The sequence below is a fragment of the Clostridium sp. MT-14 genome (genome assembly GCF_042436595.1).
In the GTDB taxonomy this organism is placed as follows: Bacteria; Bacillota; Clostridia; order Clostridiales; family Clostridiaceae; genus Clostridium_B; species Clostridium_B aromativorans.
Window position 1 is genome coordinate 1 of record NZ_JBHMIY010000023.1, and the last position, 20,916, is coordinate 20,916.

At 36.8% G+C, this 20,916-nt stretch carries 14 protein-coding genes and 1 riboswitch; of the genes, 11 read left to right on the forward strand and 3 right to left on the reverse strand.

Annotated elements, in window-relative coordinates:
- Nucleotides 1-220: 220 nt before the first annotated feature.
- From ACFHWD_RS14670 to pelG, 5 genes are read left to right on the forward strand one after another with little or no spacing between them, the layout of a single operon-like run.
- Nucleotides 221-2,425, forward strand: coding sequence for a GDP-mannose 4,6-dehydratase (locus ACFHWD_RS14670; protein ID WP_378062520.1), 2,205 nt, complete (start codon nt 221-223; stop codon nt 2,423-2,425).
- Nucleotides 2,418-3,317 carry a hypothetical protein gene (locus ACFHWD_RS14675; RefSeq protein WP_378062522.1) on the forward strand — a complete coding sequence of 300 codons (900 nt, stop codon included), beginning with the start codon at nt 2,418-2,420 and terminating at the stop codon, nt 3,315-3,317. Before ACFHWD_RS14670 ends, ACFHWD_RS14675 begins: the two co-directional genes overlap by 8 nt.
- Nucleotides 3,307-5,112 carry a DUF2194 domain-containing protein gene (locus ACFHWD_RS14680; RefSeq protein WP_378062524.1) on the forward strand — a complete coding sequence of 602 codons (1,806 nt, stop codon included), beginning with the start codon at nt 3,307-3,309 and terminating at the stop codon, nt 5,110-5,112. The genes ACFHWD_RS14675 and ACFHWD_RS14680 overlap by 11 nt, the downstream gene beginning before the upstream one ends.
- A gap of 6 nt (nt 5,113-5,118) precedes the next feature.
- Nucleotides 5,119-6,540 (forward strand): GT4 family glycosyltransferase PelF, encoded by a 1,422-nt coding sequence (pelF, locus tag ACFHWD_RS14685; RefSeq protein ID WP_378062526.1) that lies wholly within the window; start codon nt 5,119-5,121, stop codon nt 6,538-6,540.
- Nucleotides 6,540-7,973, forward strand: a complete 1,434-nt coding sequence (gene pelG / locus ACFHWD_RS14690; protein ID WP_378062528.1) for an exopolysaccharide Pel transporter PelG — start codon at nt 6,540-6,542, stop codon at nt 7,971-7,973. Before pelF ends, pelG begins: the two co-directional genes overlap by 1 nt.
- A 148-nt stretch (nt 7,974-8,121) precedes the next feature.
- Here pelG and ACFHWD_RS14695 read toward each other — a convergent pair whose 3' ends face one another.
- Nucleotides 8,122-8,967, reverse strand: a complete 846-nt coding sequence (locus ACFHWD_RS14695) for an endo alpha-1,4 polygalactosaminidase (RefSeq protein ID WP_378062530.1) — start codon at nt 8,965-8,967, stop codon at nt 8,122-8,124.
- Nucleotides 8,968-9,024: 57 nt separating this feature from the next.
- Nucleotides 9,025-9,107, reverse strand: a riboswitch (cyclic di-GMP riboswitch).
- A 412-nt stretch (nt 9,108-9,519) separates the two neighbouring features.
- Here ACFHWD_RS14695 and ACFHWD_RS14700 point away from each other — a divergent pair.
- From ACFHWD_RS14700 to ACFHWD_RS14710, 3 genes are all read left to right on the forward strand, one after another.
- On the forward strand, nt 9,520-10,569 hold the full coding sequence (locus tag ACFHWD_RS14700; RefSeq protein ID WP_378062532.1) for a carbamoyl phosphate synthase small subunit: 1,050 nt from the start codon (nt 9,520-9,522) through the stop codon (nt 10,567-10,569).
- A 114-nt stretch (nt 10,570-10,683) separates the two neighbouring features.
- Complete coding sequence (gene carB / locus ACFHWD_RS14705; RefSeq protein ID WP_378062534.1) at nt 10,684-13,896, forward strand: carbamoyl-phosphate synthase large subunit; 3,213 nt, start codon at nt 10,684-10,686, stop codon at nt 13,894-13,896.
- Nucleotides 13,897-13,926: 30 nt separating this feature from the next.
- A complete protein-coding gene (locus tag ACFHWD_RS14710; RefSeq protein WP_378062536.1) occupies nt 13,927-15,123 on the forward strand; it encodes a M20 family metallopeptidase in 1,197 nt (398 codons plus the stop codon).
- Nucleotides 15,124-15,147: 24 nt separating this feature from the next.
- On the opposite strand, the gene ACFHWD_RS14715 is transcribed toward ACFHWD_RS14710, so the two are convergent.
- Both ACFHWD_RS14715 and ACFHWD_RS14720 read right to left on the reverse strand, forming a co-directional pair.
- Nucleotides 15,148-16,368 carry a sensor histidine kinase gene (locus ACFHWD_RS14715; protein ID WP_378062538.1) on the reverse strand — a complete coding sequence of 407 codons (1,221 nt, stop codon included), beginning with the start codon at nt 16,366-16,368 and terminating at the stop codon, nt 15,148-15,150.
- A gap of 2 nt (nt 16,369-16,370) precedes the next feature.
- Nucleotides 16,371-17,048, reverse strand: coding sequence for a response regulator transcription factor (locus ACFHWD_RS14720; RefSeq protein WP_150355544.1), 678 nt, complete (start codon nt 17,046-17,048; stop codon nt 16,371-16,373).
- Between the two features lie 181 nt (nt 17,049-17,229).
- Between ACFHWD_RS14720 and ACFHWD_RS14725 the strand changes: the two genes are divergently transcribed.
- From ACFHWD_RS14725 to ACFHWD_RS14735, 3 genes are read left to right on the forward strand one after another with little or no spacing between them, the layout of a single operon-like run.
- Nucleotides 17,230-18,174 carry a glycosyltransferase family 2 protein gene (locus ACFHWD_RS14725; RefSeq protein WP_378062540.1) on the forward strand — a complete coding sequence of 315 codons (945 nt, stop codon included), beginning with the start codon at nt 17,230-17,232 and terminating at the stop codon, nt 18,172-18,174.
- Nucleotides 18,175-18,180: 6 nt separating this feature from the next.
- A complete protein-coding gene (locus ACFHWD_RS14730) occupies nt 18,181-18,600 on the forward strand; it encodes a GtrA family protein (protein ID WP_150355542.1) in 420 nt (139 codons plus the stop codon).
- 11 nt (nt 18,601-18,611) lie between these two features.
- Nucleotides 18,612-20,894, forward strand: coding sequence for a glycosyltransferase family 39 protein (locus tag ACFHWD_RS14735; RefSeq protein WP_150355541.1), 2,283 nt, complete (start codon nt 18,612-18,614; stop codon nt 20,892-20,894).
- The last annotated feature ends 22 nt before the right edge of the window (nt 20,895-20,916 follow it).

The window sequence follows — 20,916 nt, forward strand, 5'->3', positions numbered from 1 at the left end:
CCTAATATCATGGTATATTTAAATTCGAATTATTTAAATGCACCCTGTGCCAATCTTTATCATGTAATTGAAACCTTAATTGAAACTTTTAGTGAATTTTTAACAAAATCTTAAAGTAGGACAAATTCTGCTATAATATTGCAAAATTTTATTAATAGTAATAAAATAAGATGAAATGTATTGGTTTTATGTAGTATTTTTTGAGATAAGGGAGGAATTTATGAAAGTATTAATTACGGGTGGCTGTGGATTTATAGGGTCTCATGCAGCAGATAGGTTTTACAAGGAAGGTCATAAAATATACATAATAGACAACCTTTCTACTGGAAATATTAAAAATGTGCAAGTCCCTCATAAATTCTACAATTTGGATATTGAAAGTAAAAGTTGTGAAGAAATATTTAAGTCAAACAAGTTCGATGCAGTTATAAACCTTTCTGCACAGGTAGACGTTAAAACCTCCATTGAATCACCTTTTCTGGACTCGAAATCAAATCTATTAGGCATTACAAATATGCTTGATCTTTCACAAAAATATGGAGTTAAAAGATTTGTATTTGCGTCTTCTGCAGCTGTATATGGGAACACGGACAAAATTCCAATTAAGGAGGATGCACCGATAAAACCTATATCACCCTATGGCATGAGCAAATATGTAGGTGAATTTTATTGTGAAAAGTGGCATGAAATTTATGGACTTAAAACAATGTGTTTTAGATTTTCAAACGTATATGGACCGAGACAGGGCTTAAAAGGGGAAAGCGGCGTAATGTCCATATTTATGAACAAAATGATGAAAAATCAGGAACTTACTATATTTGGCGACGGGGAACAGACAAGAGATTTCATATATGTGGAAGATGTAGTGGATGGTATCTATAAAGCTGTTAAAAATGACTATGTTGGTGTGCTGAACCTTTCGACAAATACCCAGCATACTTTAAATGAATTGGTGGATATTTTAAAGGGATTTCGTACAATAAAAAAAGTTACTCACAATGAAAGCCGTTCCGGCGATATAAGGAATTCCAGACTGGACAATACAAAAGTGAAGAAGATTTTAAAGTGGGAGCCTAAGTATTCCTTTAAAGCTGGAGTTGAAAAAACTTATAGTTGGTATGAAAAATATTATAGGGACATTGATTTAAACAAAGATGGTACAGAGATTAATAAAAAGTCAAAGAAGTCGGCATTATTTAAGTATATTCCATATGTTGAAAACCTGTTAGGAATACTAATTGTTATATTTTTGAACTCCTATGTTTTTAGAAACAACGACCTGTCTTCATCTAACTTTATAGATATCTCCTACATATATATAATAGTTCTATCAGCTGTATACGGAATGAAACAGTCTATTATCGCAGTAATATTTTCTCTGGCATTATATGTATATTTATTGTTGGGTTCAGGAAACAACATGGTAGCGATATTATATGATCCCAATATTATATTCCACATGGCAGGTTATATAATTGTTGGGATTATTTCGGGATATGTTTCGGATGTAAATAGAAGGAATCTGTTCCTGAATAAATTGAAATTGAACAGTATGAAAGACAAATACAATTTTCTGGGACTGATTTATAATGAGACCAGAAATATAAAGGAAGAGCTGGAAAATCAGGTTGTCAATTCGGAAAATAGCTTTGTGAGCATCTATAATGCAATTAGGGAACTGGACAGTTTTGAGGTCGATGAAATATATGACTGTGCCATTAAAATTGTAGAAAAGCTTCTAAAAACTTCTAAAGTTTCAATATATTCTTTAAGCAGGGATAAAAAATATCTAAGGTTAAGATCCAAATCATCTGGTGATGATTTCAGCCTGCCTTATTCTATTGATATGAATCAGCTTTCACAATCAGTAACTAGAAAAATAATGGAGGACAAGACAGTTTTTGTAAACAGGGAATTAGAGGATAAACTTCCCATGATGGTTGCACCGGTAATAAATAAGGGTGAAACCATAGCGTTGATTTCCATATATGAATTTGAATTTGAAAACTTGACCCTTTATTATGAAAATTTATTTAGAGTTCTTGTAGACTTGATATCAAATTCTATAGCAAAGGCTTATAAATATGATGAAGTGACACTGTCTGATAAATATATACCGGGTACTGAAATATTAGTGGAAAAAGAATTCAGAAAAATACTGAATAATAAAATTAGAAATAAGAAAATATCAGGTATAGATTTTGTCCTTGCAAAAGTTGTAAATGATGACTATTCACATCAGCAAATTTTTTACAAATCAGCTACCTGTATAAGAGATGATGATTTGATAGGTATGCTGGAGGACAATTGTATATATATAATTTTGTCCAATACGGATAAGGTTAAGGCTGAAAGTGCAGTGGAGAGGCTTTCCCTAAATGGTATAAAGACTAATTTGGTGGAGGAAATCAAGTATAATGTATAAATTTTTTGCAGTTCATGTTTTAATATGTATTTTGTTTTACATTATCAATGCTGAAAATTATAGGGACAAGCGCATTTATGAATTTTTAATTGTACTTTTAATACCTGTTTTCGGCATTGCATATTTCATCTTTATTTCAATATTTAAAAGATTTAAATCTGATTCTGAGGGTGTAATTTCAAATTATAGCAGATATATAAGGGAAAACATACCTTATAATGTAGTCAGAGCAGGAACTATGGCAGATGAAATGAATGTGATACCTGTGAGGGAGGCCCTTATTTTGAACGACAGCAAAATCAAGAGAAAATTGTTGATTGATGTTATTAAAAAGAATTCTACGGAAAACATACCTATATTGAAAAAGGCACTTGAAAACAGCGATACGGAGGTTTCACACTATGCTGCTGTTGCTATTACTGAATTTAGAAATTATTTTATAAATACAATTCAGAAAGTATCGGTAGAATATGAAAATGATAAAAAAAACGTGGATACCCTTATTTCTTATATAAATATAGTTAAAGAATATATAAAAAGCGGACTTCTGGATAAAAAGTCTTTGAAGAAATACAAATATCTGTATTCAAAAAGATTGGAAGAACTGCTGGAAATGTATGATCTGGAAGAAAAATATTTTGTCGATAAAATAAATTGTGATATGGAGCTTGGAAACTACACTTCTGCAAAAGAATACTGTATTAAATTTTATGAGGCTCATAGTGACAGTGATGAGGCATATGTAATGCAGATGAAACTATATTATGTGCTCAAGGATTTCCGCAATTTCAAAAGAGTGCTGGATAAACTTAAACAATCCAGCCTGCAGTTTAGCAATAAAACTTTGAATATAGTTAGATTTTGGATAGCGGGTGAATTAGATGAATCCTAGGAAAAACATTATAATACTGATTGTTATAGTATTGACATTTGCTATGTTTGTCCAATTTTTACGCTCCAATTATACCCTGAAATTTTTTGAAAATAACACAGCTTTATCTGGCACTCCAAAATACAGCTCATCTAAGATTCCGGCGGATCTCCACAGGGAAAAATTTCTTGTTATATATGATAATGCGGAAAACGGCAGCAAGGCTCTCAAAGATAACATTGTTAAGACGCTGCAGTATATGAAAAAAGATCCGGCTGCTGAAGATGTAAAAGATGTGAAGACTTTGGACAGTTCAAACAAGGCAGTAATTTTTGCATTTGAAAGTTTGGATAAATGCAGGGATATGTCCTTAATTACCGATTATGTTAAAAATGGAGGCAGCCTTTTAGTTGCAGAAAGACCTTTAACGGGAGATGCATTGACAAAAATTTCAGATATGCTTGGAATTTCAAAAATTCAGGGATTTTCTAACTCCAAAGGGTGTAAATTGTTGTCAAATGTGCTTATAAAAGGGACAGGACTTAACATCAATGAAAAAATCGTATCAAATTCATCCTTAAAATTGACTTTAGATGGCAGTACCAGTATACTGGCAGTTTCAGATGAGAATATTCCCCTTATCTGGCATAATGTTTTTGGAAGAGGAAATGTTGTGGCCTTCAATGGGAATGTTTTAGGGGAAAAATTGGAAAGGGGGCTTATTGCAGGCTTGATAAGCATATCAGTTCCAAATTATATGTACCCCGTAATGGGAACTAAGCTTGCTTATATTGATGATTTCCCTTCTCCAATACCTTCAGGATATGACAAAGGTATTTATAAAGAATATGGAGTTACCACAGCCAGGTTCTATAAAGAAATATGGCTTCCGGCTATAATGAAAGGGGCCAAAGTCTATAATTTGAAATATACAGGTACAATAATTGAAGATTACAATAATAAAACTGTTCCACCTTTTATAAGCCGGGAAAATAACAACAAAGATTTTGTTCTGCTTGGAAATGAACTGCTGAAAAGCGGTGGAGAAATGGGAATTCACGGATACAACCATCAATCCCTCGCACCAGAAGGATATATCAAACAGCCTCTGGGATATAAATCCTGGAAAAATATAAGCGACATGGAAGCGTCCATAGAGGAGGCAGTTAGATATTCAAAGTCTGTATTTAGCGATTATAAACTGAGAGTATATGTTCCGCCGTCAAATATATTAAGTCCCCAGGGAAGAGAATCCATAATAAAAGCAATGCCCGATTTAAAGGTAATATCTTCATTGTACAGTGATGATACTTATCCTGATAGCTACACCCAGGAATTTGAGATAAAAGACGGCATTTATGAACTTCCGAGAACAACCTCCGGATATAATGATGATGATGAAACCATATGGAATGAATATAATAGCATAACCTCATTAGGAGTATTTTCACATTTTATTCACCCGGATGATGTTCTGGATTCAAAAAGAAGTGAAGGAAGAGACTGGAAGGAACTTTTAAGAGACTATAATTCACTCCTGTCAAATATAAATACCAATTTTAAATGGCTGAAACCTGCTACAGCTTCAGAAGGAGCTGATATCATGAAAAATTATCTTGATGTTGAACCCTTTATACAATATAAGGGAAATCTAATCAATGTGTATTGTAAGAATTTTAAAAGCGGCGATAAATTTATATTGAGGAGCAGTGACACAATTGATTCCAGCGGAGGTTGTACTGTTAGTAAAATTGATAACGGAGTTTATTTGATTACGGGAAAGAATGCCAGTTTTTCTTTAAAAATAAGTAGGTGATTATAATTGAGAATTTGTTTAATATGTGAAGGCAGCTATCCTTATGTTACAGGCGGCGTATCTACCTGGGTACATATCCTTATAAAAAAAATGCCTGAACATGAATTTGTACTCTATTGTATTGGTGCGGAAGAAAAATTTAGAGGAAAATTCAACTATAAGCTCTGTAAAAATGTTGTGGAAGTAAAAGAAATGTTTTTAGACAATATTTTGAAGGAACAGGGCTATATGAAAAGTAACTACAATATGCCCGATGAACAGAAAAATAATATAGAAAACCTTGTTATTGGTGGGGATGTGGATTTTTACAAATTATATGATTTCTTTAGAGATGAAAGTATGAAGTGCATATCGGATTTTTTCATGAGCAGGGATTTTTTTAATATTACTGTGCGCTGTTACGAAAAAAAATATGCAGGACTGCCTTTTACAGAATTTTTTTGGGCTGTCAGGTCCATGCTTCTGCCTTTATTTTATATAATAAACAGTGAGATACCAAAAGCCGATGTATATCACAGTGTCTCTACGGGATATGCAGGGGTGGTGGGAGGTTTGGCAAGTAAAATATACAACAAACCCTTTATAATTACAGAGCATGGTATATACACCAGGGAAAGGGAAGAGGAGATCATAAAATCCAAATGGGTTAAGGGTTACTTGAAGGATATGTGGATTGAATTTTTTTACACTCTTTCAAAATGCTCCTATAATTATGCCGCAAAGGTTATAACTCTTTTTGGTAAGAACAAACAGATTGAAATGGAACTGGGCTGTCCTGAAAATAAAATTTCTATAATTAAAAACGGCATAGATATAGAAGAATTTTCAAAGCTACCTGCGGAAGGCAAAAATGAGAACTGCGGCAGTATAAATATAGCTTCAGTACTGAGGGTAGTTCCCATAAAAGACGTTAAAACAATGCTTCAGAGTTTTTTAATAGTATCTTATGAAATAAAGAACTGCAATTTTTATATCATAGGACCTACAGATGAGGACGAAGAATATTATGAAGAGTGTTTGAAACTGGCCCGGGAATTGAAAATAACGAACTTGTTTTTTACAGGGAGGGTTGATGTAAAAGATTATATGGGAAAAATCGATATAATGGTCTTGAGCAGTATTAGTGAGGGACAGCCTCTGGCAATGCTTGAGGGCATGGCATGTAAAAAACCTTTTGTTACCACAAATGTGGGGAGCTGCAGTGAGCTGATATATGGAACGGATGATAATTATGGAAGTGCCGGTATTGTTGTACCGGTGATGAATTATGTCAAAATGGGACAGGCCATAATAAAATTATGTAAAGATGAAAAATTGAGAAAACAGATGGGTGAAAATGGCTTCAAAAGGGTTTCCAATGAATATACAATGGAAAATGTAATCAACAGCTATAAAAATATTTACAAAAAATATGGAGTGATGAAGTAATGGCTGGAATAGGATTTGAATTGAAAAAATTATACAAAAGCAACAGCATATTGTTTAAATTCAGGGCGATATTGTATACATCAGTTGCGATAACCGGTCCACAGGTTTTGTGTATAGCAGCTATTGCATCTCTCCAGCTTATCGTATCCTTGATGAATGTTTCTTTTAGTCAAAGGGAATTATTTTTGGCATCAACTTTGTATTCTTTTATTTTTTCACAAATTATTACAAGCGGCTTTTCAATGCTTGTTACCAGGTACATATCAGACAAACTTTATTCTAAAGAATATGATAAAATCATGCCATCCTTGTATGGAGTTTTATCTATCTGCATAACTATTGGGGCAGTTGCGGGAATAATATTTTTTTATAGATCTCCCCTCCATTTTTCAATAAAATTTATTACGTACATTCTTTTTATGGAATTGATAATAATGTGGCTGGAAACAGTATATTTGGGTACAATCAAGGAATATTTCAAAATCGTAAAAACCTTTTTCCTTGGCCTGGTGACTTCTGTGGTACTGGGAATTGTAATTCTAATGTCTACAAAGTTGAATCCAATAGAAGTATTGTTAGCTTCCCTTGATGTAGGTACATTCGTAATAATAACCTTACTTATGCTGAGTATACAGAACTTTTTTAAAAGCAGTGACAGAAAATACTTTGAGTTTCTAAAATATTTTGACAAGTATTCCATATTGTTTTTTATATGTTTTTTTTATACCTTGTCCATGTATATACACAATTTTATTTTCTGGTCTGGATCTCTGGGTAAAATTGTTGCAGGTACTTATATATTTGCACCTTCCTATGATGTGCCAACTTTTTACGCACTGCTGACAATTCTACCTTCTATGGTCATATTTGCCATTTCTCTGGAAACTTCATTTTATGACAGATACAGGGAATATTATTCACAGATAACCTGCGGGGGAAACTTAAGGGATATAGTGCGTGCAAGGAAAAGCATGGTATTGGTATTGTGGCAGGAGATGTTTCATCTTATGGAAGTTCAATTCTTTTTTACCTTTGTCTGTATATTAATAGGGAATTGTTTTCTTCCATTTATAGGATTGACACAGACTTCAATAGATATATTCGATATTTTAACGTTTGGTGCCTACTGTTCTATCTCCATGTTCATCATAGTGCTTATCGGACTTTACTTTGAAAATAGAAAGGGAGCATTTGTTATAACGAGCATATTTCTGGTTTCCAACTTTCTGTTTACGATTATAAGTGTAAAACTGGGCTATGGTTATTATGGATTGGGATACTTCTTAGCATCGTTTATTTCTCTCTGTGCGGCACTGCATAACTTGACATATTTCCTGAACGATATAGATTATATAACCTTTTGCTCGCAGCCCGTAATATATAGAGAAAAAACCGGTATATTTACACGCATGGTAGACAAATTCTATAAATAAAATGCAAGTCGCAGAGAAGAAATATAAAATAATGAAAATTTGATATTTAATATTTGCACTTTAAACTCTCATAAATTAAAATGCCACGGTTAAACCGTGGCATTTTAATTTATGAGATCTTTCTGCGAACTGGGAACTGGGAAATAAATCAATTTAAATCTAAATTTTTTGAAATATAATACTTAAATCCAAGATTATTGTAATACTTATTTATGATTTTGCTTAACGATGAATTTTTAGTATATTCTATTATATATATGGATATACCTCTGGATTGTAGATCCTTTAAATATTCTACTGCATAATTTCTCTCTTTAGCTGAATTTTTTAAGAATTTGTTGTTGTCAAAATCTACAGTGGTATATACTGATTCGGTATTTACTCCATATACTAATTTTTTAACAGATAAGTTCTTTTCTATTGCTGATGTAAAAAAATCATAACCTCCGTTGGCTATTATGGGAAGGTTGTATTTGGCATTTAATCCGTTTATAATGTCAAGTACTCCCTTGAAAATTTTTTCATTCTTGTACACTGAGTAAACATCCAGATTGTCAAGAAAAAATCCATCTATGCCCTTGTCTTTTAAGTTCTTTCCCAATACATTCATCACGTAGTTCTTCCATTTGGAATTTGAAACATCTACCCACTTTTCATTAGGCCAATTATCGTAGCTTCCAAGGGCCATATCTTTAAATTTGTTGTAATAGGATCTGAAATCTTCAATTGAACCTATGTTTAAATAACTATAAACTTTTACTCCATTTTCATGAAGATAGTCAATTTGATCCTTGGTATAATACGATGCATCTATAACCACTTCTTTATAATCAAGTAATTTATCTATATTATCTGAATCCATACCTATAAAAACGCCATAAGAACCATACGAATTATTAGAACTGTTTTTAATTTGACCCGCCTCAACTCTACCGGGAAATACCTGAAATACTATAAGAAATATTATCATTAGCAAAAGAACTGATTTTTTCATTATTAATCATCCCCTTAAAGATATACCTTAAAAGAGGACTATAAAAATGTATCCTCTTTTGGCAGCCGACTATCTTAGCATAATGCCTTAGATTCAGAGCTTTGCGTCCTTATTTTTCAATAAGTTTGCCTTTTACAAAAGTTTTTTGATGATAAAAAAAATTCCTTTAAATTCAAATAAATATTAAATATGAAGAAATTCATATTTAATTTTTCAAAATTCATTATATTATTTTACCGTGATTTTGTCAACATTGGCGTAAAATATCAAAATATATTTTAAAATACATTTTTTGATACTTGACATAAGCTGATATTTTAATTAAAATTAATTAAAATAGAATTTTAAGTAAAAAATGCACTTTAAATTGGTCCTGTGAGGCCAGAAAGGAATGTATTATTTTGGATAGCTTTTTTTATGTGTTTAAAAAAGTGAACATTTTTAGAAATTCTGGCAATAGAAAAATTATTTTATAGATAATTTTTTCATTGCCTTTTTATTTTTTAAAGTTGGTTGAGTGTATTTTTGCTTGTAAAATACAGGAGGTAATTTATGAAAGCAAAACTTATACTGGAAAATGGAAGTGTATTTCAGGGTGAAGCCTTTGGATATCTCAAGGACAGCATAGGCGAGGTGGTATTTAACACTGGAATGACAGGATATGAAGAGATATTGACAGATCCTTCTTATTATGGACAGATAGTGACGATGACCTATCCTCTTATAGGAAATTATGGAGTTGACTTGAATGATCTGGAATCAACTTCACCAAAAGTAAAGGGACTTATTGTAAGGGAGATATGTCATTACTCCAGTAATTTTAAATCGGAAATGGAACTTGACGACTACCTTAAGATAAATAAAGTGACGGGACTTTCAGGAATTGACACGAGGGCACTTACAAAATCACTTAGGACAAAGGGTACTATGAAGGGAATCATAACCGTGGAGAACCTGGATTTTTCCACTGTAAAAAGCACAATTGAATCCTTTTCCAATGAAAATGCTGTATCTCAAGTGACTGCAGAAAATAAATACACAGTGGGAAATGGTGCAAAGAATATAGCGGTTTTGGATTTTGGCATCAAAAAGAGCATGATAAAGGCATTTTTGGATCGGAAGTGTACTGTTACGGTATTCCCGGCAGCTGCCAGGGCGGAAGATGTACTTGAGATCGATCCGGATTTGATATTTTTATCGAATGGACCTGGAGATCCTTCAGATTTGAATTTTGAAATAGAGAATATAAAAAAGCTCATAGGCAAGAAGCCAATTGTAGGCATATGTCTTGGACACCAGCTTTTGGCACTGGCTCTTGGAGGAACTACGGCAAAACTTAAATTCGGCCACAGGGGGTGCAATCACCCTGTAAAAGATCTTGCAGAGGGCAGAGTCAGGATAACTTCCCAGAACCATGGATATTATGTAAATAAACTGCCTGAGGACATGGAGGTAACCCATATAAGTTTAAATGACGGAACTATAGAGGGAATGAGACATAAGTCACTGCCGATATTTTCAATACAGTTCCATCCAGAAGCATGTCCCGGACCGGAAGACAACAGCTGTATATTTGATGAGTTTATGAAGTATGCACTTTAATCAATTGGCAGTTAGAAGTGAAAGATGAATAGTTGATGAAGATTTTCGCCGCCGGCCGAAAATCCATCAATAATTGTGAACTGTGCATTGTGAATTGTAGAAAGGAGCGGCATTATGCCTTTAAATAAAGATATTAAAAAAGTACTTGTAATAGGATCCGGTCCCATAATCATAGGGCAGGCGGCTGAATTTGACTATTCAGGAACCCAGGCCTGCGAATCCCTGAGAGAAGAGGGGGTTGAGGTGATACTTGTAAACAGCAATCCTGCCACTATAATGACTGATCGGGAAGTGGCGGACAAGGTTTATATAGAACCTCTCACGGTGGAATTTGTGGAAAAAATCATGGACAGAGAAAGACCTGACAGCCTTTTGGCCAGTATGGGAGGCCAGACAGCTCTGAACCTTGCATTGAAATTGCATGAGAGTGGAATACTTGAAAAATACAATGTAAATATAATAGGGACTTCCATAGAGTCCATAAAAAAAGGTGAGGACAGGGAATTGTTTAAAGAGACAATGAACAGGATAGGCCAGCCTGTAGTTGAAAGTGAGATCATAAGAGATGTGAAAAGTGGAAAAGAATTTGCAGCTAAAATAGGATATCCAGTAATAGTCAGACCTGCCTATACCCTTGGCGGAACCGGCGGCGGAATAGCCTATACCGAAGAGGAACTTGAAACCATACTCGAGTCGGGACTTGAGCTCAGTTCCATAGGTCAGGTACTTCTGGAGAAGAGCATAAAGGGATGGAAGGAAATAGAATATGAAGTCATGAGGGACAATGCCGGCAATTGTATAACTGTGTGCAATATGGAAAACGTGGACCCTGTTGGAATTCACACAGGAGACAGCATAGTTGTAGCTCCGAGCCAGACGTTATCGGACAAGGAATATCAGATGCTGAGAACTGCCTCCATTGACATAATAAATGAAGTCAAGATAGAGGGTGGCTGTAATGTACAGCTGGCCCTGAATCCAGATTCTCTCCAGTATGCAGTCATAGAAATAAACCCGAGGGTAAGCCGTTCTTCTGCTCTTGCCTCCAAGGCAACAGGTTATCCCATTGCAAAAGTGGCGGCCAAGATAGCTCTTGGCTGCAACTTGGATGAGATAGAAAATGCTGTTACTAAAAAGACCTATGCCTGCTTTGAGCCTTCCCTGGACTATGTGGTGATAAAAATCCCCAAATGGCCCTTTGACAAATTTGAGAATGCCAAGAGAGAGCTCGGTACGAAAATGATGGCTACAGGCGAGGTAATGGCTATAGGAAGCAATTTTGAAGCTGCTTTTTTAAAGGGAATAAGATCCCTTGAAATTGGTGCTTATTCACTGGATTATAAAAAGTTTAAGGGTTTCACCATAGAGGAACTTAAAGATAGAATAAAGCGTCCCGATGATGAGAGAATATTTGCATTGGCGGAGCTCCTGAGGAGAAAATACAAAATAGAAAAACTGTCGGAGATCACCGGTATGGATGAATTTTTCATATACAAATTCAAATGGATAATAGACCAAGAGGAGAAATTAAAATCCAGCAGTATAGGCGAGCTGAACAAGGACTGGCTTAAAATGCTTAAAAGAAAGGGATTTTCAGATAAGGGAATAGCAGACATGATGGGGATTTCTCCCGATGAAATATATAAGCTCAGGAGGATATGGAATATAACACCTTCCTATAAAATGGTGGATACTTGTGCAGGGGAGTTTGAAGCTCTTTCACCCTATTATTATTCCACTTATGAGGAATATGACGAGGTTCGGGTTTCATCCAATAAGAAAGTTGTGGTAATAGGTTCAGGACCTATAAGAATAGGTCAGGGTATAGAATTTGACTATGCCTCCGTGCACTGTATAAAGACACTCAAGAAACTTCATATAGAGACTATAATAATAAACAACAACCCTGAAACTGTAAGCACTGATTTTGACATTTCAGATAAACTCTATTTCGAACCTATAACCGAAGAGGATGTATTGAATATACTGGACAAAGAGAAACCCTACGGAGTGATACTTCAATTTGGCGGGGAAACTGCCATAAAACTGGCGGAATTTTTAAAGGAAAAAGAAATAGTTACTTTGGGCACGACTGCTGATCAGATAGACACGGCGGAAGACAGGGAGAAATTTGATGCACTTCTTCAAAAATTAAATATTAAAAGACCCCGTGGAAAAGGTGTATGGTCTGTTGAAGAGGGAATTGAGGAGGCAAAGAGAGTTGAATTTCCTGTTCTGGTAAGGCCTTCTTATGTACTTGGAGGACAGGGAATGGAGATAACTTACGATGAAAGTGAACTTGAGTTTTACCTTTCCATGGCTTTTAGAAAGGACAGGAAGAATCCCATATTGATAGACAAATATCTCATGGGCAGGGAGATAGAAGTAGATGCCATATGTGACGGCAGTGATGTACTCCTGCCGGGAATTATGGAACACCTGGAAAGAGCCGGAGTTCACTCTGGAGACAGTATAACCATGTATCCGAGCCAGAATATAAGTGATGAAATCAAGAAAAAGATACTGGACTGTACTGTGAAGCTGGCACTTGGCATAGGCATAAGGGGCATGATAAATATACAGTTTATAGAATACAATGATGATCTCTATGTGATAGAAGTAAATCCGAGGGCTTCAAGGACAGTTCCATATATAAGCAAGGTCAGCGGCATTCCCATAGTTGATATTGCCACAAGGGTGATGCTTGGTGAAAAGCTTCGGGACATGGAATATGGAGTGGGAATTTTAAAAGAACCTCCTATAGTAGCTGTGAAAGTTCCCGTATTTTCCACACAGAAACTCCCCAATGTAGAAGTTTCCCTGGGACCTGAGATGAGATCCACCGGTGAGGTGCTTGGGGTTTCCAGCACTTTGTCCGGAGCGCTTTATAAGGGATTTGTAGCTGCGGGAATGTTTGCGTCCATGAAAAAAGGCGTCATACTTGCCACTGTAGGTGATCACGATAAGAATGAATTTCTTCCTATAGCAGAGGAAATTGATAAAATGGGCATAAAATTCATGGCTACCAGAAATACGGCAAAACTGCTGAGAGATAATGGTATTGAAGTGGAAGAAGTCAGGAAGATGAAAGAAGAACATCCAAATATAATGGACGTCATAAAAAATGAACAGGTTGATATGGTGATAAATACGCCTACCAGGGGAAATGATTCCACAAGAGACGGCTTTCATATAAGAAGGGCGGCAGTGGAGAGAAATATAGAGGTTATAACATCTATTGACACATTTAGAATTTTGGTTCAGATAAAAGGGAAAAAAGTGAATGAAAATGAACTCAAGGTATTTTGTAATTGTGGTATCAAGTAGATTTAAAAATAAAGTAGGAGGAGTCATATTATGAAGTCGGTGGAATTAAATAGGGTAGAGAATATAAAAGAGCTGGCAAAACGGAATTATCACGGTGTAGTGGAATTGAGAAGGTATTTTCACATTCATCCTGAACTGAGCAAAAAAGAATTTAATACCCAGAAAAAAATTATTCAGATACTTGAAAATCTTGAGGAGCTTGAGATCAGAAGAGCAGGAGGAACCGGTGTCATTGCAGATTTAAAGGGCAAAAATCCTGGCAGGACCATAGCAATTCGTGCAGACATGGATGCACTGGCCATAAATGATGAATGCGGCAGGCCATATCAATCTCAGAATAAAGGCGCATGTCATGCCTGCGGTCACGATGGGCACATAGCCATGCTGCTGGGAGTGATAAAAATTTTATATGATATCCGTGACAGTATCAGTGGAAATATAAGATTCATATTTCAGCCCAGTGAGGAAGAAGTGGCGGATGGTTCAGGGGCGGCAGCCATTATAAAGGACGGCGGTCTGGAAGGCGTAGATGCCATTATAGGAGCTCACCTGTGGCAGCCTGTCAGAAGTGGAATTGTGGGAATTTCTGCCGGACCTATGATGGCAGCCAGTGATGAATTTGAAATAGCAATTGAGGGAAAGGCGGGCCATGCTTCCATGCCCCAGCAGACAGTGGATTCCATATTGACTGCATCTGAAGTGGTAGTTGCCCTGAACACGATTGTGGGAAGAGATGTGGATCCAATGAAGCAGGCGGTTGTATCCGTAGGTGTCTTCAATTCAGGAAGTGTATACAATGCCATAGCAGGAAAGGCTATATTGAAGGGAACTATCAGGACACTGGATGAAGAAGTGCGCAGACAGGTGTTTATTCACATTAAAAAAATTGTGGAGCATATAAGTGAAATGACAGGAGCTCGCTGCAATATCAAAAAGAATACGTGTACCTATGTGGTGAACAATGATCCCGGAATTGCAGCCGTTGTTTTGAAAGCGGGAAAAGAAATGATAGATGGCAAAGCTCATCCCATAAATCCCTTTATGAGCAGTGAAGATTTTTCATATTATCTGCAGAAAATACCCGGCTGTTTCATCTTTGTGGGCGTGGGCAACCGCGAAAAAGGGATCATCTATCCACAGCATCATCCCAAGTATGATATAGATGAAAATGCCATGCTCTATGGTATGGAAGTTATAAGTAATGCAGTTTTGAAATTGCTGGAATAGGGTCTGACCCCCTGACAAAAAATGTCAGGGGGTCAGACCCCTTAAAATCACCTTGAAGGTGGATCCCTCACCGAGGGTACTTGATACACTTATATCGCCCTTGTGTTCTTCAACTATGGATTTGGCGATTGAAAGCCCCAGACCGAAATTCCCGTTATTTCCTGATCTGACTTTATCCACTTTATAGAATCTGTCAAATATTTTATCTATGTGTTCAGGGGCTATGCCTTCCCCTCTGTCCTGAACTGTTATCTGAATTCGGCCTTTAACTCTGCCCAGACTTATTTCAATGGATTTTCCAGCAGGTGTATGTTTTATGGCGTTGTGGATCAAAATCGCCATGAGCTGTTTTATGCGTCCCTCATTTCCTAAGAAATTTATCCCAGGTTCTATGTTGGACGTCATGAGTATTTCATGTTTTATCGCAGAAGCCTCGAAGGGAACAATTGCCTTGGTAACTGCGCCGCTGAGATCAAAATTGGAAAAAGTTAATGCCTTCTGGTGGGAATCGGATCTGGCGAGGTACAGCAGATCCTCTATGAGTTTAGTCATTCTTCCCGCCTCCAGTTTGATATTTCCAAGCCACTTGCCCTGGTTCTCTACGGTGTCACTGCGGTTGCCGAGGACTATATCCAGGTTCGTAGTTATAACTGCCAGTGGTGTGCGCAGTTCATGGGATGCATCTGCTACAAAGGCCTGCTGTTTTTCCCAGGCACTTATGATTGGCTTTAGGGATATGTTGGCAAGAAACAGGCTTATGATAAATACCAGTATGAGGCTTATTATACAGATCATGACTGATATCATTATTAGCCGGTTTAGTATTTCGTTGTCGGAGGATCTGTCCATAAAGACTATTATGAAGCCATATTCTTTTGGAACTTTCAGATATCTTAGATTGTAGTTCTTATAGCTTATGCTGCCACTTGAATCACTGCTTTTAAAGATATTCGACAGTATGGCTTCATAGGAATTTTTATTGAGATTTGAGTTCTGAGATATTTCAATTATATTTCCACTGCTGTCCGTCTTCACAAAAAAACTTTCCATGGGGTTCATATTTCTGCTGTGAGGCTCAAGAGGAGGTATTTTATCCATTTCAGCTGTTTTAAGCATCTTTGTAAAGGATGAATGTGTGAAGCTCTTGTCCATCAGTATATATATTCCCGAAAATATAGTTATGAGTACCAGACTTGTAAGTATTAAATTAATTAAAACCAGTTCTATCTTCAATTTTTTAAACATGATCAAACCTCTTTCAGGCAGTACCCCATACCTCTTATTGTCTCAATTTTTACACTGCAGTTGATTTCCCTCAATTTTTTCCTCAAGTAGGAAAAATATACTTCTATATTGTTGTTCATCTCCACATTGGAATCAATGCCCCATACTCTGTCCAGTATTTGATCCTTTGTAATCACCTGGTTTTTATTTCGTGCCAGAAGTTCCAGAAGCTGGGATTCCTTTGCAGTGAGTTTCATTCTATTTCCATTGCATTCAATTTCACCTTTCATTGGATCGAAAATCAGGGAAGATAATTTTATATTGCCGTCCTGTATGAAATCCACGTGCCTTCTTCCAAGAGCCCTTATCCTGGCTAAAAGCTCTTCTGTAGAAAAAGGCTTTATCAGATAGTCATCTGCACCGTTGTCAAGGCCTTCCACTCTGTTGGAGATGGAATCCATGGCGGTTAGTATTATAACCGGAGTTTGAATTTTATTTTTTCTGATGTCTTTCAGTACATCTATGCCGTTTTTCCCGGGAAGCATTCTGTCAAGTATTATTACATCATATATTTGGGTTTCAGCCAATTCCTCCCCTTCGATTCCATCATAGGCCGCGTCTACACTGTAGTTGTTTTTTTTGAGAATATACACCAGGGCATCTGAAAGCATGACCTCGTCTTCAATTAAAAGCAATCTCATAATTTCACCTCTTTATAGTATGATTATACGATATGGCTTTCAAATTTTAAAGATGTATAGTTTGTTCAATTATTGATATTCAAATTTAATTTACATTTATTGTTGCTTTTTTAAGACTTTTTTAAGGTTAAAACTACAGAATTATAATAGATCAAATTCCTAGAAAACTGAGGTGAATAAAATGCAGCAAGATACTGTTTATTCTGTGGTGGTGCCCCTGTATAACGAGGAATTGGTGATAGATGAAAGTTATAAAAGACTTAAAAAAATTATGGATACCACCTCGGAGGGTTATGAAATCATATTTGTAAATGATGGAAGTCGGGATAGGACTCGTGAAAAGACGGAAAAAATATGCAGTACAGATAAGAATATAAAACTTGTTAACTTTTCCAGGAACTTTGGGCATCAGCCGGCTATAACTGCAGGTATGAGAGTTTCAGAAGGAGAGGCGGTTATTGTAATAGATGCTGATCTCCAGGATCCACCTGAGGTCATACCTGAGATGATTGAAAAGTGGAAACAGGGATATGATGTTGTGTATGGAAAGAGGGCTAAAAGAGAAGGTGAATCTTTTTTAAAAAAACTTACAGCAGGAGTTTTTTACAGGCTTTTAAAGAGCATGACCAGTATTGACATTCCCGTGGATACCGGAGATTTCAGGCTTATAGACAGGAAAGTATGTGATGTTTTAAATTCCCTGCCGGAAAAAAACAGGTATGTAAGGGGACTTGTCAGCTGGATTGGATACAGGCAGACCTACGTGGAGTTTATAAGACAGGAAAGATTTGCAGGAGATACCAAGTATCCTCTTAAAAAGATGTTCAAACTGGCCTTTGACGGTATAACTTCTTTTTCCTACAAGCCCCTTGTAATGTCAGGCTATTTGGGGGGAATATCGTTTTTTATAGGGATAATCATGCTTATAATGGGCCTTATAAATTCTGCAGCTAAGGGCTTGGAGCTGATAAATTTTCAATTTCTAATATCCGTTGATCTGATTATGTTTGGAATTGTACTATTTTGTATAGGTATAATAGGCCAGTATATAGGACGTATTTTTGATGAATGCAGGGGAAGACCCAATTATATTATTGAAAACATAGTAAATAAAAGAGGTGAGTAGAAAAATATGAATCAGCTGATCAAAACCATGGATTCTATTTTCAATGGAAGACTTAAATTATTGAGCCGATTTTCTACCACCGGTGTGTTGAATACCATAATAGATTTTCTGGTATTTACCCTGTGTCAGAGTGTAGTTGGGTTATATTACACTGTAAGCCAGATCATAGGCTACAGCTGTGGGGTGATAAATAGTTTTGTATTCAATAAGAAATGGACTTTTCAATACGATAATCCGGATAAAAATATTGTCCGCGAAGTAATACAATTTGTTCTGGTAAATGTGTTATCTCTTTTTGTAACAGTTGTGCTTATGAAATTCTTGATAGACAGTTTTAATTTTAATGTATATGTATCAAAGGTAGTTATAACGCTTGCAGCCCAGGTGATAAATTTTGTATCATATAAATTATGGGTGTTTAATTGAGGAGTGAAATTATGAAAAAGATAGAATTTACAAAAGAAAAACTTGCCTTATTTGCAGTAATGGCCGTATCTGCAGTATTGAATTTTGCAAATTTAGGTGTGGAAGGATACGGAAATGAATACTATGCAGCAGGTGTAAAAAGTATGCTCGTAAATTTCAAGAATTTCTTTTTTGTGGCCTCTGATCCAGGGGGATTTGTATCTATTGACAAACCTCCCCTGGGTTTTTGGATACAGACTTTATCTGCCAAGATATTTGGGTTCAGTGGATGGAGCATACTGCTTCCACAGGCTCTGGCAGGAGTAATATCCGTTGGGATTTTGTATTATATGGTTAAGAGATCTTTTGGAAAAGCTGCAGCCTTTATTTCTGCGCTGTGTCTTGCAATAACCCCTGTTTTTGTAGCAACCAGCAGGAATAACACTGTGGATAATCTTTTGGTGATGACGCTGCTTCTTGCCTGCATGTTTTTATCCAGAGCGGCAGAAAAAGGCAGATTTAAGTATCTTCTTATAAGTCTTGTCCTTGTAGGTGTGGGGTTCAACATAAAGATGCTCCAGGCCTATATGGTTATTCCTGCCCTGTATATTACTTATCTGATCTCTGCTGCCGCACCTTTGAAAAAGAGGTTAAAGCATCTTGTCATAAGTACTGTTGTACTTGCTGTAGTATCTTTTTCCTGGACAGTTGTTGTGGATCTGGTTCCTGCTCAGAACAGGCCTTTTGTAGGCAGCAGTACTAATAACACCGTTATGGAGCTTATATTTGGACACAATGGACTTGAGAGGCTGAGCAGCAGCAGTGGAGGTATGGGCGGCGGACCTGGCGGAAACAGACAGGGAGGAAATATGGCTTACTTTCAGAGAAACAGAAATTCTTCAGATACGCAGAATGTGACCTCAGGAGCAAATGGAAGCGGCCAGGGCGGTGGAATGATGCAGGCACCGGGTGGATTCCCTGGAGGCTCCGGAGGCAGCTCTCAGGGCAGCAGCCAGCAAAATGGCAGTTCTCAGGGAGGCAGCTCCCAGAAAAATGGGGTGAATCCGGCACAGATGCCCCAGGGAGCAGGGCAGAATGGGGAAGGAATGCAGCAAAGACGGGGAAATGGCGGACCCGGCGGAAATGGTGGGCTTTCAGGAAATTTTGGCGGTCAGACTGAGGCTGGTATTACAAGATTGTTCTCCAAAAATGTGCTGTCCGATCAGATAGTGTGGTTCCTGCCTTTGTCCATATTGGGATTTATTGCAGCGGCAATAGTGGAAAAGCTGAGATTTCCTTTTGATAATAGAAGAAAATTGGATTTGGCATTGTGGATGCTGTGGCTTTTACCGGAATTCATATACTTCAGCTATACTAAAGGACTGTTTCACCAGTACTATCTGACAATGATGGCACCTCCTGCTGCAGCCTTGTCCGGCATAGGTCTTGTTTCTATGTGGAAGCTGTATAGGCAGGAAGGCGGAATAAAGGCGTGGCTGCTGCCGATATCCTTTATTGTAGAGGGAGCACTTCATCTGATGATGTTATCCTATTTCTATTCTTCCATACCTGCGGCAGCTAAAGGCATGATAATAGCTGCAGCTGTATTGAGCTTTGCATCCTCTGTGCTTCTTGTAATTTACAGGATAATAAAGAAGCATGATTTGAACCTTGGAAGAAATATAAATTTTGCAAAAGTACTTGCCAGCCTTGCTTTTGTAGGAATACTTGTAACACCTTTTCTGGGATCTGCAGCCGCTGTAACCCATGGCGTAAACGGGAGCATGCCTGCTGCCGGATTGGAGCTCTTGTCGAACACCGGATCCGGAAATTTCAGAATGGGGACTGCGGGAGGAAATGACAGCAGATATTCTAGTGAAAATAAAAAATTGATAGAATTCCTTGACAGCCATGTTAAAAATGAAAGATATGCTCTTGTGGCGTCCAGTTCCAACGCTGCTGCTGGCATGATAATCGAGAGCGGTAAAAGTATAATGCCTCTGGGAGGGTTCTCGGGCTCTGACAAAATACTTTCTTTGAATCAGTTCAAAGAGCTGGTGAAAAAGGGCGAAATAAGATATGTACTCACAGGTGGAATGGGAAGGGACTCACAGGATATAATGAGCTGGGTTCAGAAAAACGGCAAACTTGTTCCAGAAAGCCAGTGGAAAAATACCACATCTACCGATACAAATGAAACCGGTGAAGCCAGGGAAGACAGCAGTGCAGAAAATGAGAATTTGGGAAAGAATGGATTTGGAGGAATGGGAATGAATTCCCAGCAGCTATATGATTTGAAAGGTACTGTAAAATAGTTTGTGTATATTAGTTGAATCT

Coding starts and splice junctions, on each gene's coding strand:
- ACFHWD_RS14735 (WP_150355541.1), top strand. CDS start 18,612: ATGAAAAAGATAGAATTTACAAAAGAAAAACTTGCCTTATTTGCAGTA.
- ACFHWD_RS14715 (WP_378062538.1), bottom strand. CDS start 16,368: ATGTTTAAAAAATTGAAGATAGAACTGGTTTTAATTAATTTAATACTT.
- ACFHWD_RS14720 (WP_150355544.1), bottom strand. CDS start 17,048: ATGAGATTGCTTTTAATTGAAGACGAGGTCATGCTTTCAGATGCCCTG.
- ACFHWD_RS14675 (WP_378062522.1), top strand. CDS start 2,418: ATGTATAAATTTTTTGCAGTTCATGTTTTAATATGTATTTTGTTTTAC.
- ACFHWD_RS14670 (WP_378062520.1), top strand. CDS start 221: ATGAAAGTATTAATTACGGGTGGCTGTGGATTTATAGGGTCTCATGCA.
- ACFHWD_RS14730 (WP_150355542.1), top strand. CDS start 18,181: ATGAATCAGCTGATCAAAACCATGGATTCTATTTTCAATGGAAGACTT.
- carB (WP_378062534.1), top strand. CDS start 10,684: ATGCCTTTAAATAAAGATATTAAAAAAGTACTTGTAATAGGATCCGGT.
- ACFHWD_RS14695 (WP_378062530.1), bottom strand. CDS start 8,967: ATGAAAAAATCAGTTCTTTTGCTAATGATAATATTTCTTATAGTATTT.
- ACFHWD_RS14725 (WP_378062540.1), top strand. CDS start 17,230: ATGCAGCAAGATACTGTTTATTCTGTGGTGGTGCCCCTGTATAACGAG.
- pelG (WP_378062528.1), top strand. CDS start 6,540: ATGGCTGGAATAGGATTTGAATTGAAAAAATTATACAAAAGCAACAGC.
- ACFHWD_RS14680 (WP_378062524.1), top strand. CDS start 3,307: ATGAATCCTAGGAAAAACATTATAATACTGATTGTTATAGTATTGACA.
- ACFHWD_RS14700 (WP_378062532.1), top strand. CDS start 9,520: ATGAAAGCAAAACTTATACTGGAAAATGGAAGTGTATTTCAGGGTGAA.
- ACFHWD_RS14710 (WP_378062536.1), top strand. CDS start 13,927: ATGAAGTCGGTGGAATTAAATAGGGTAGAGAATATAAAAGAGCTGGCA.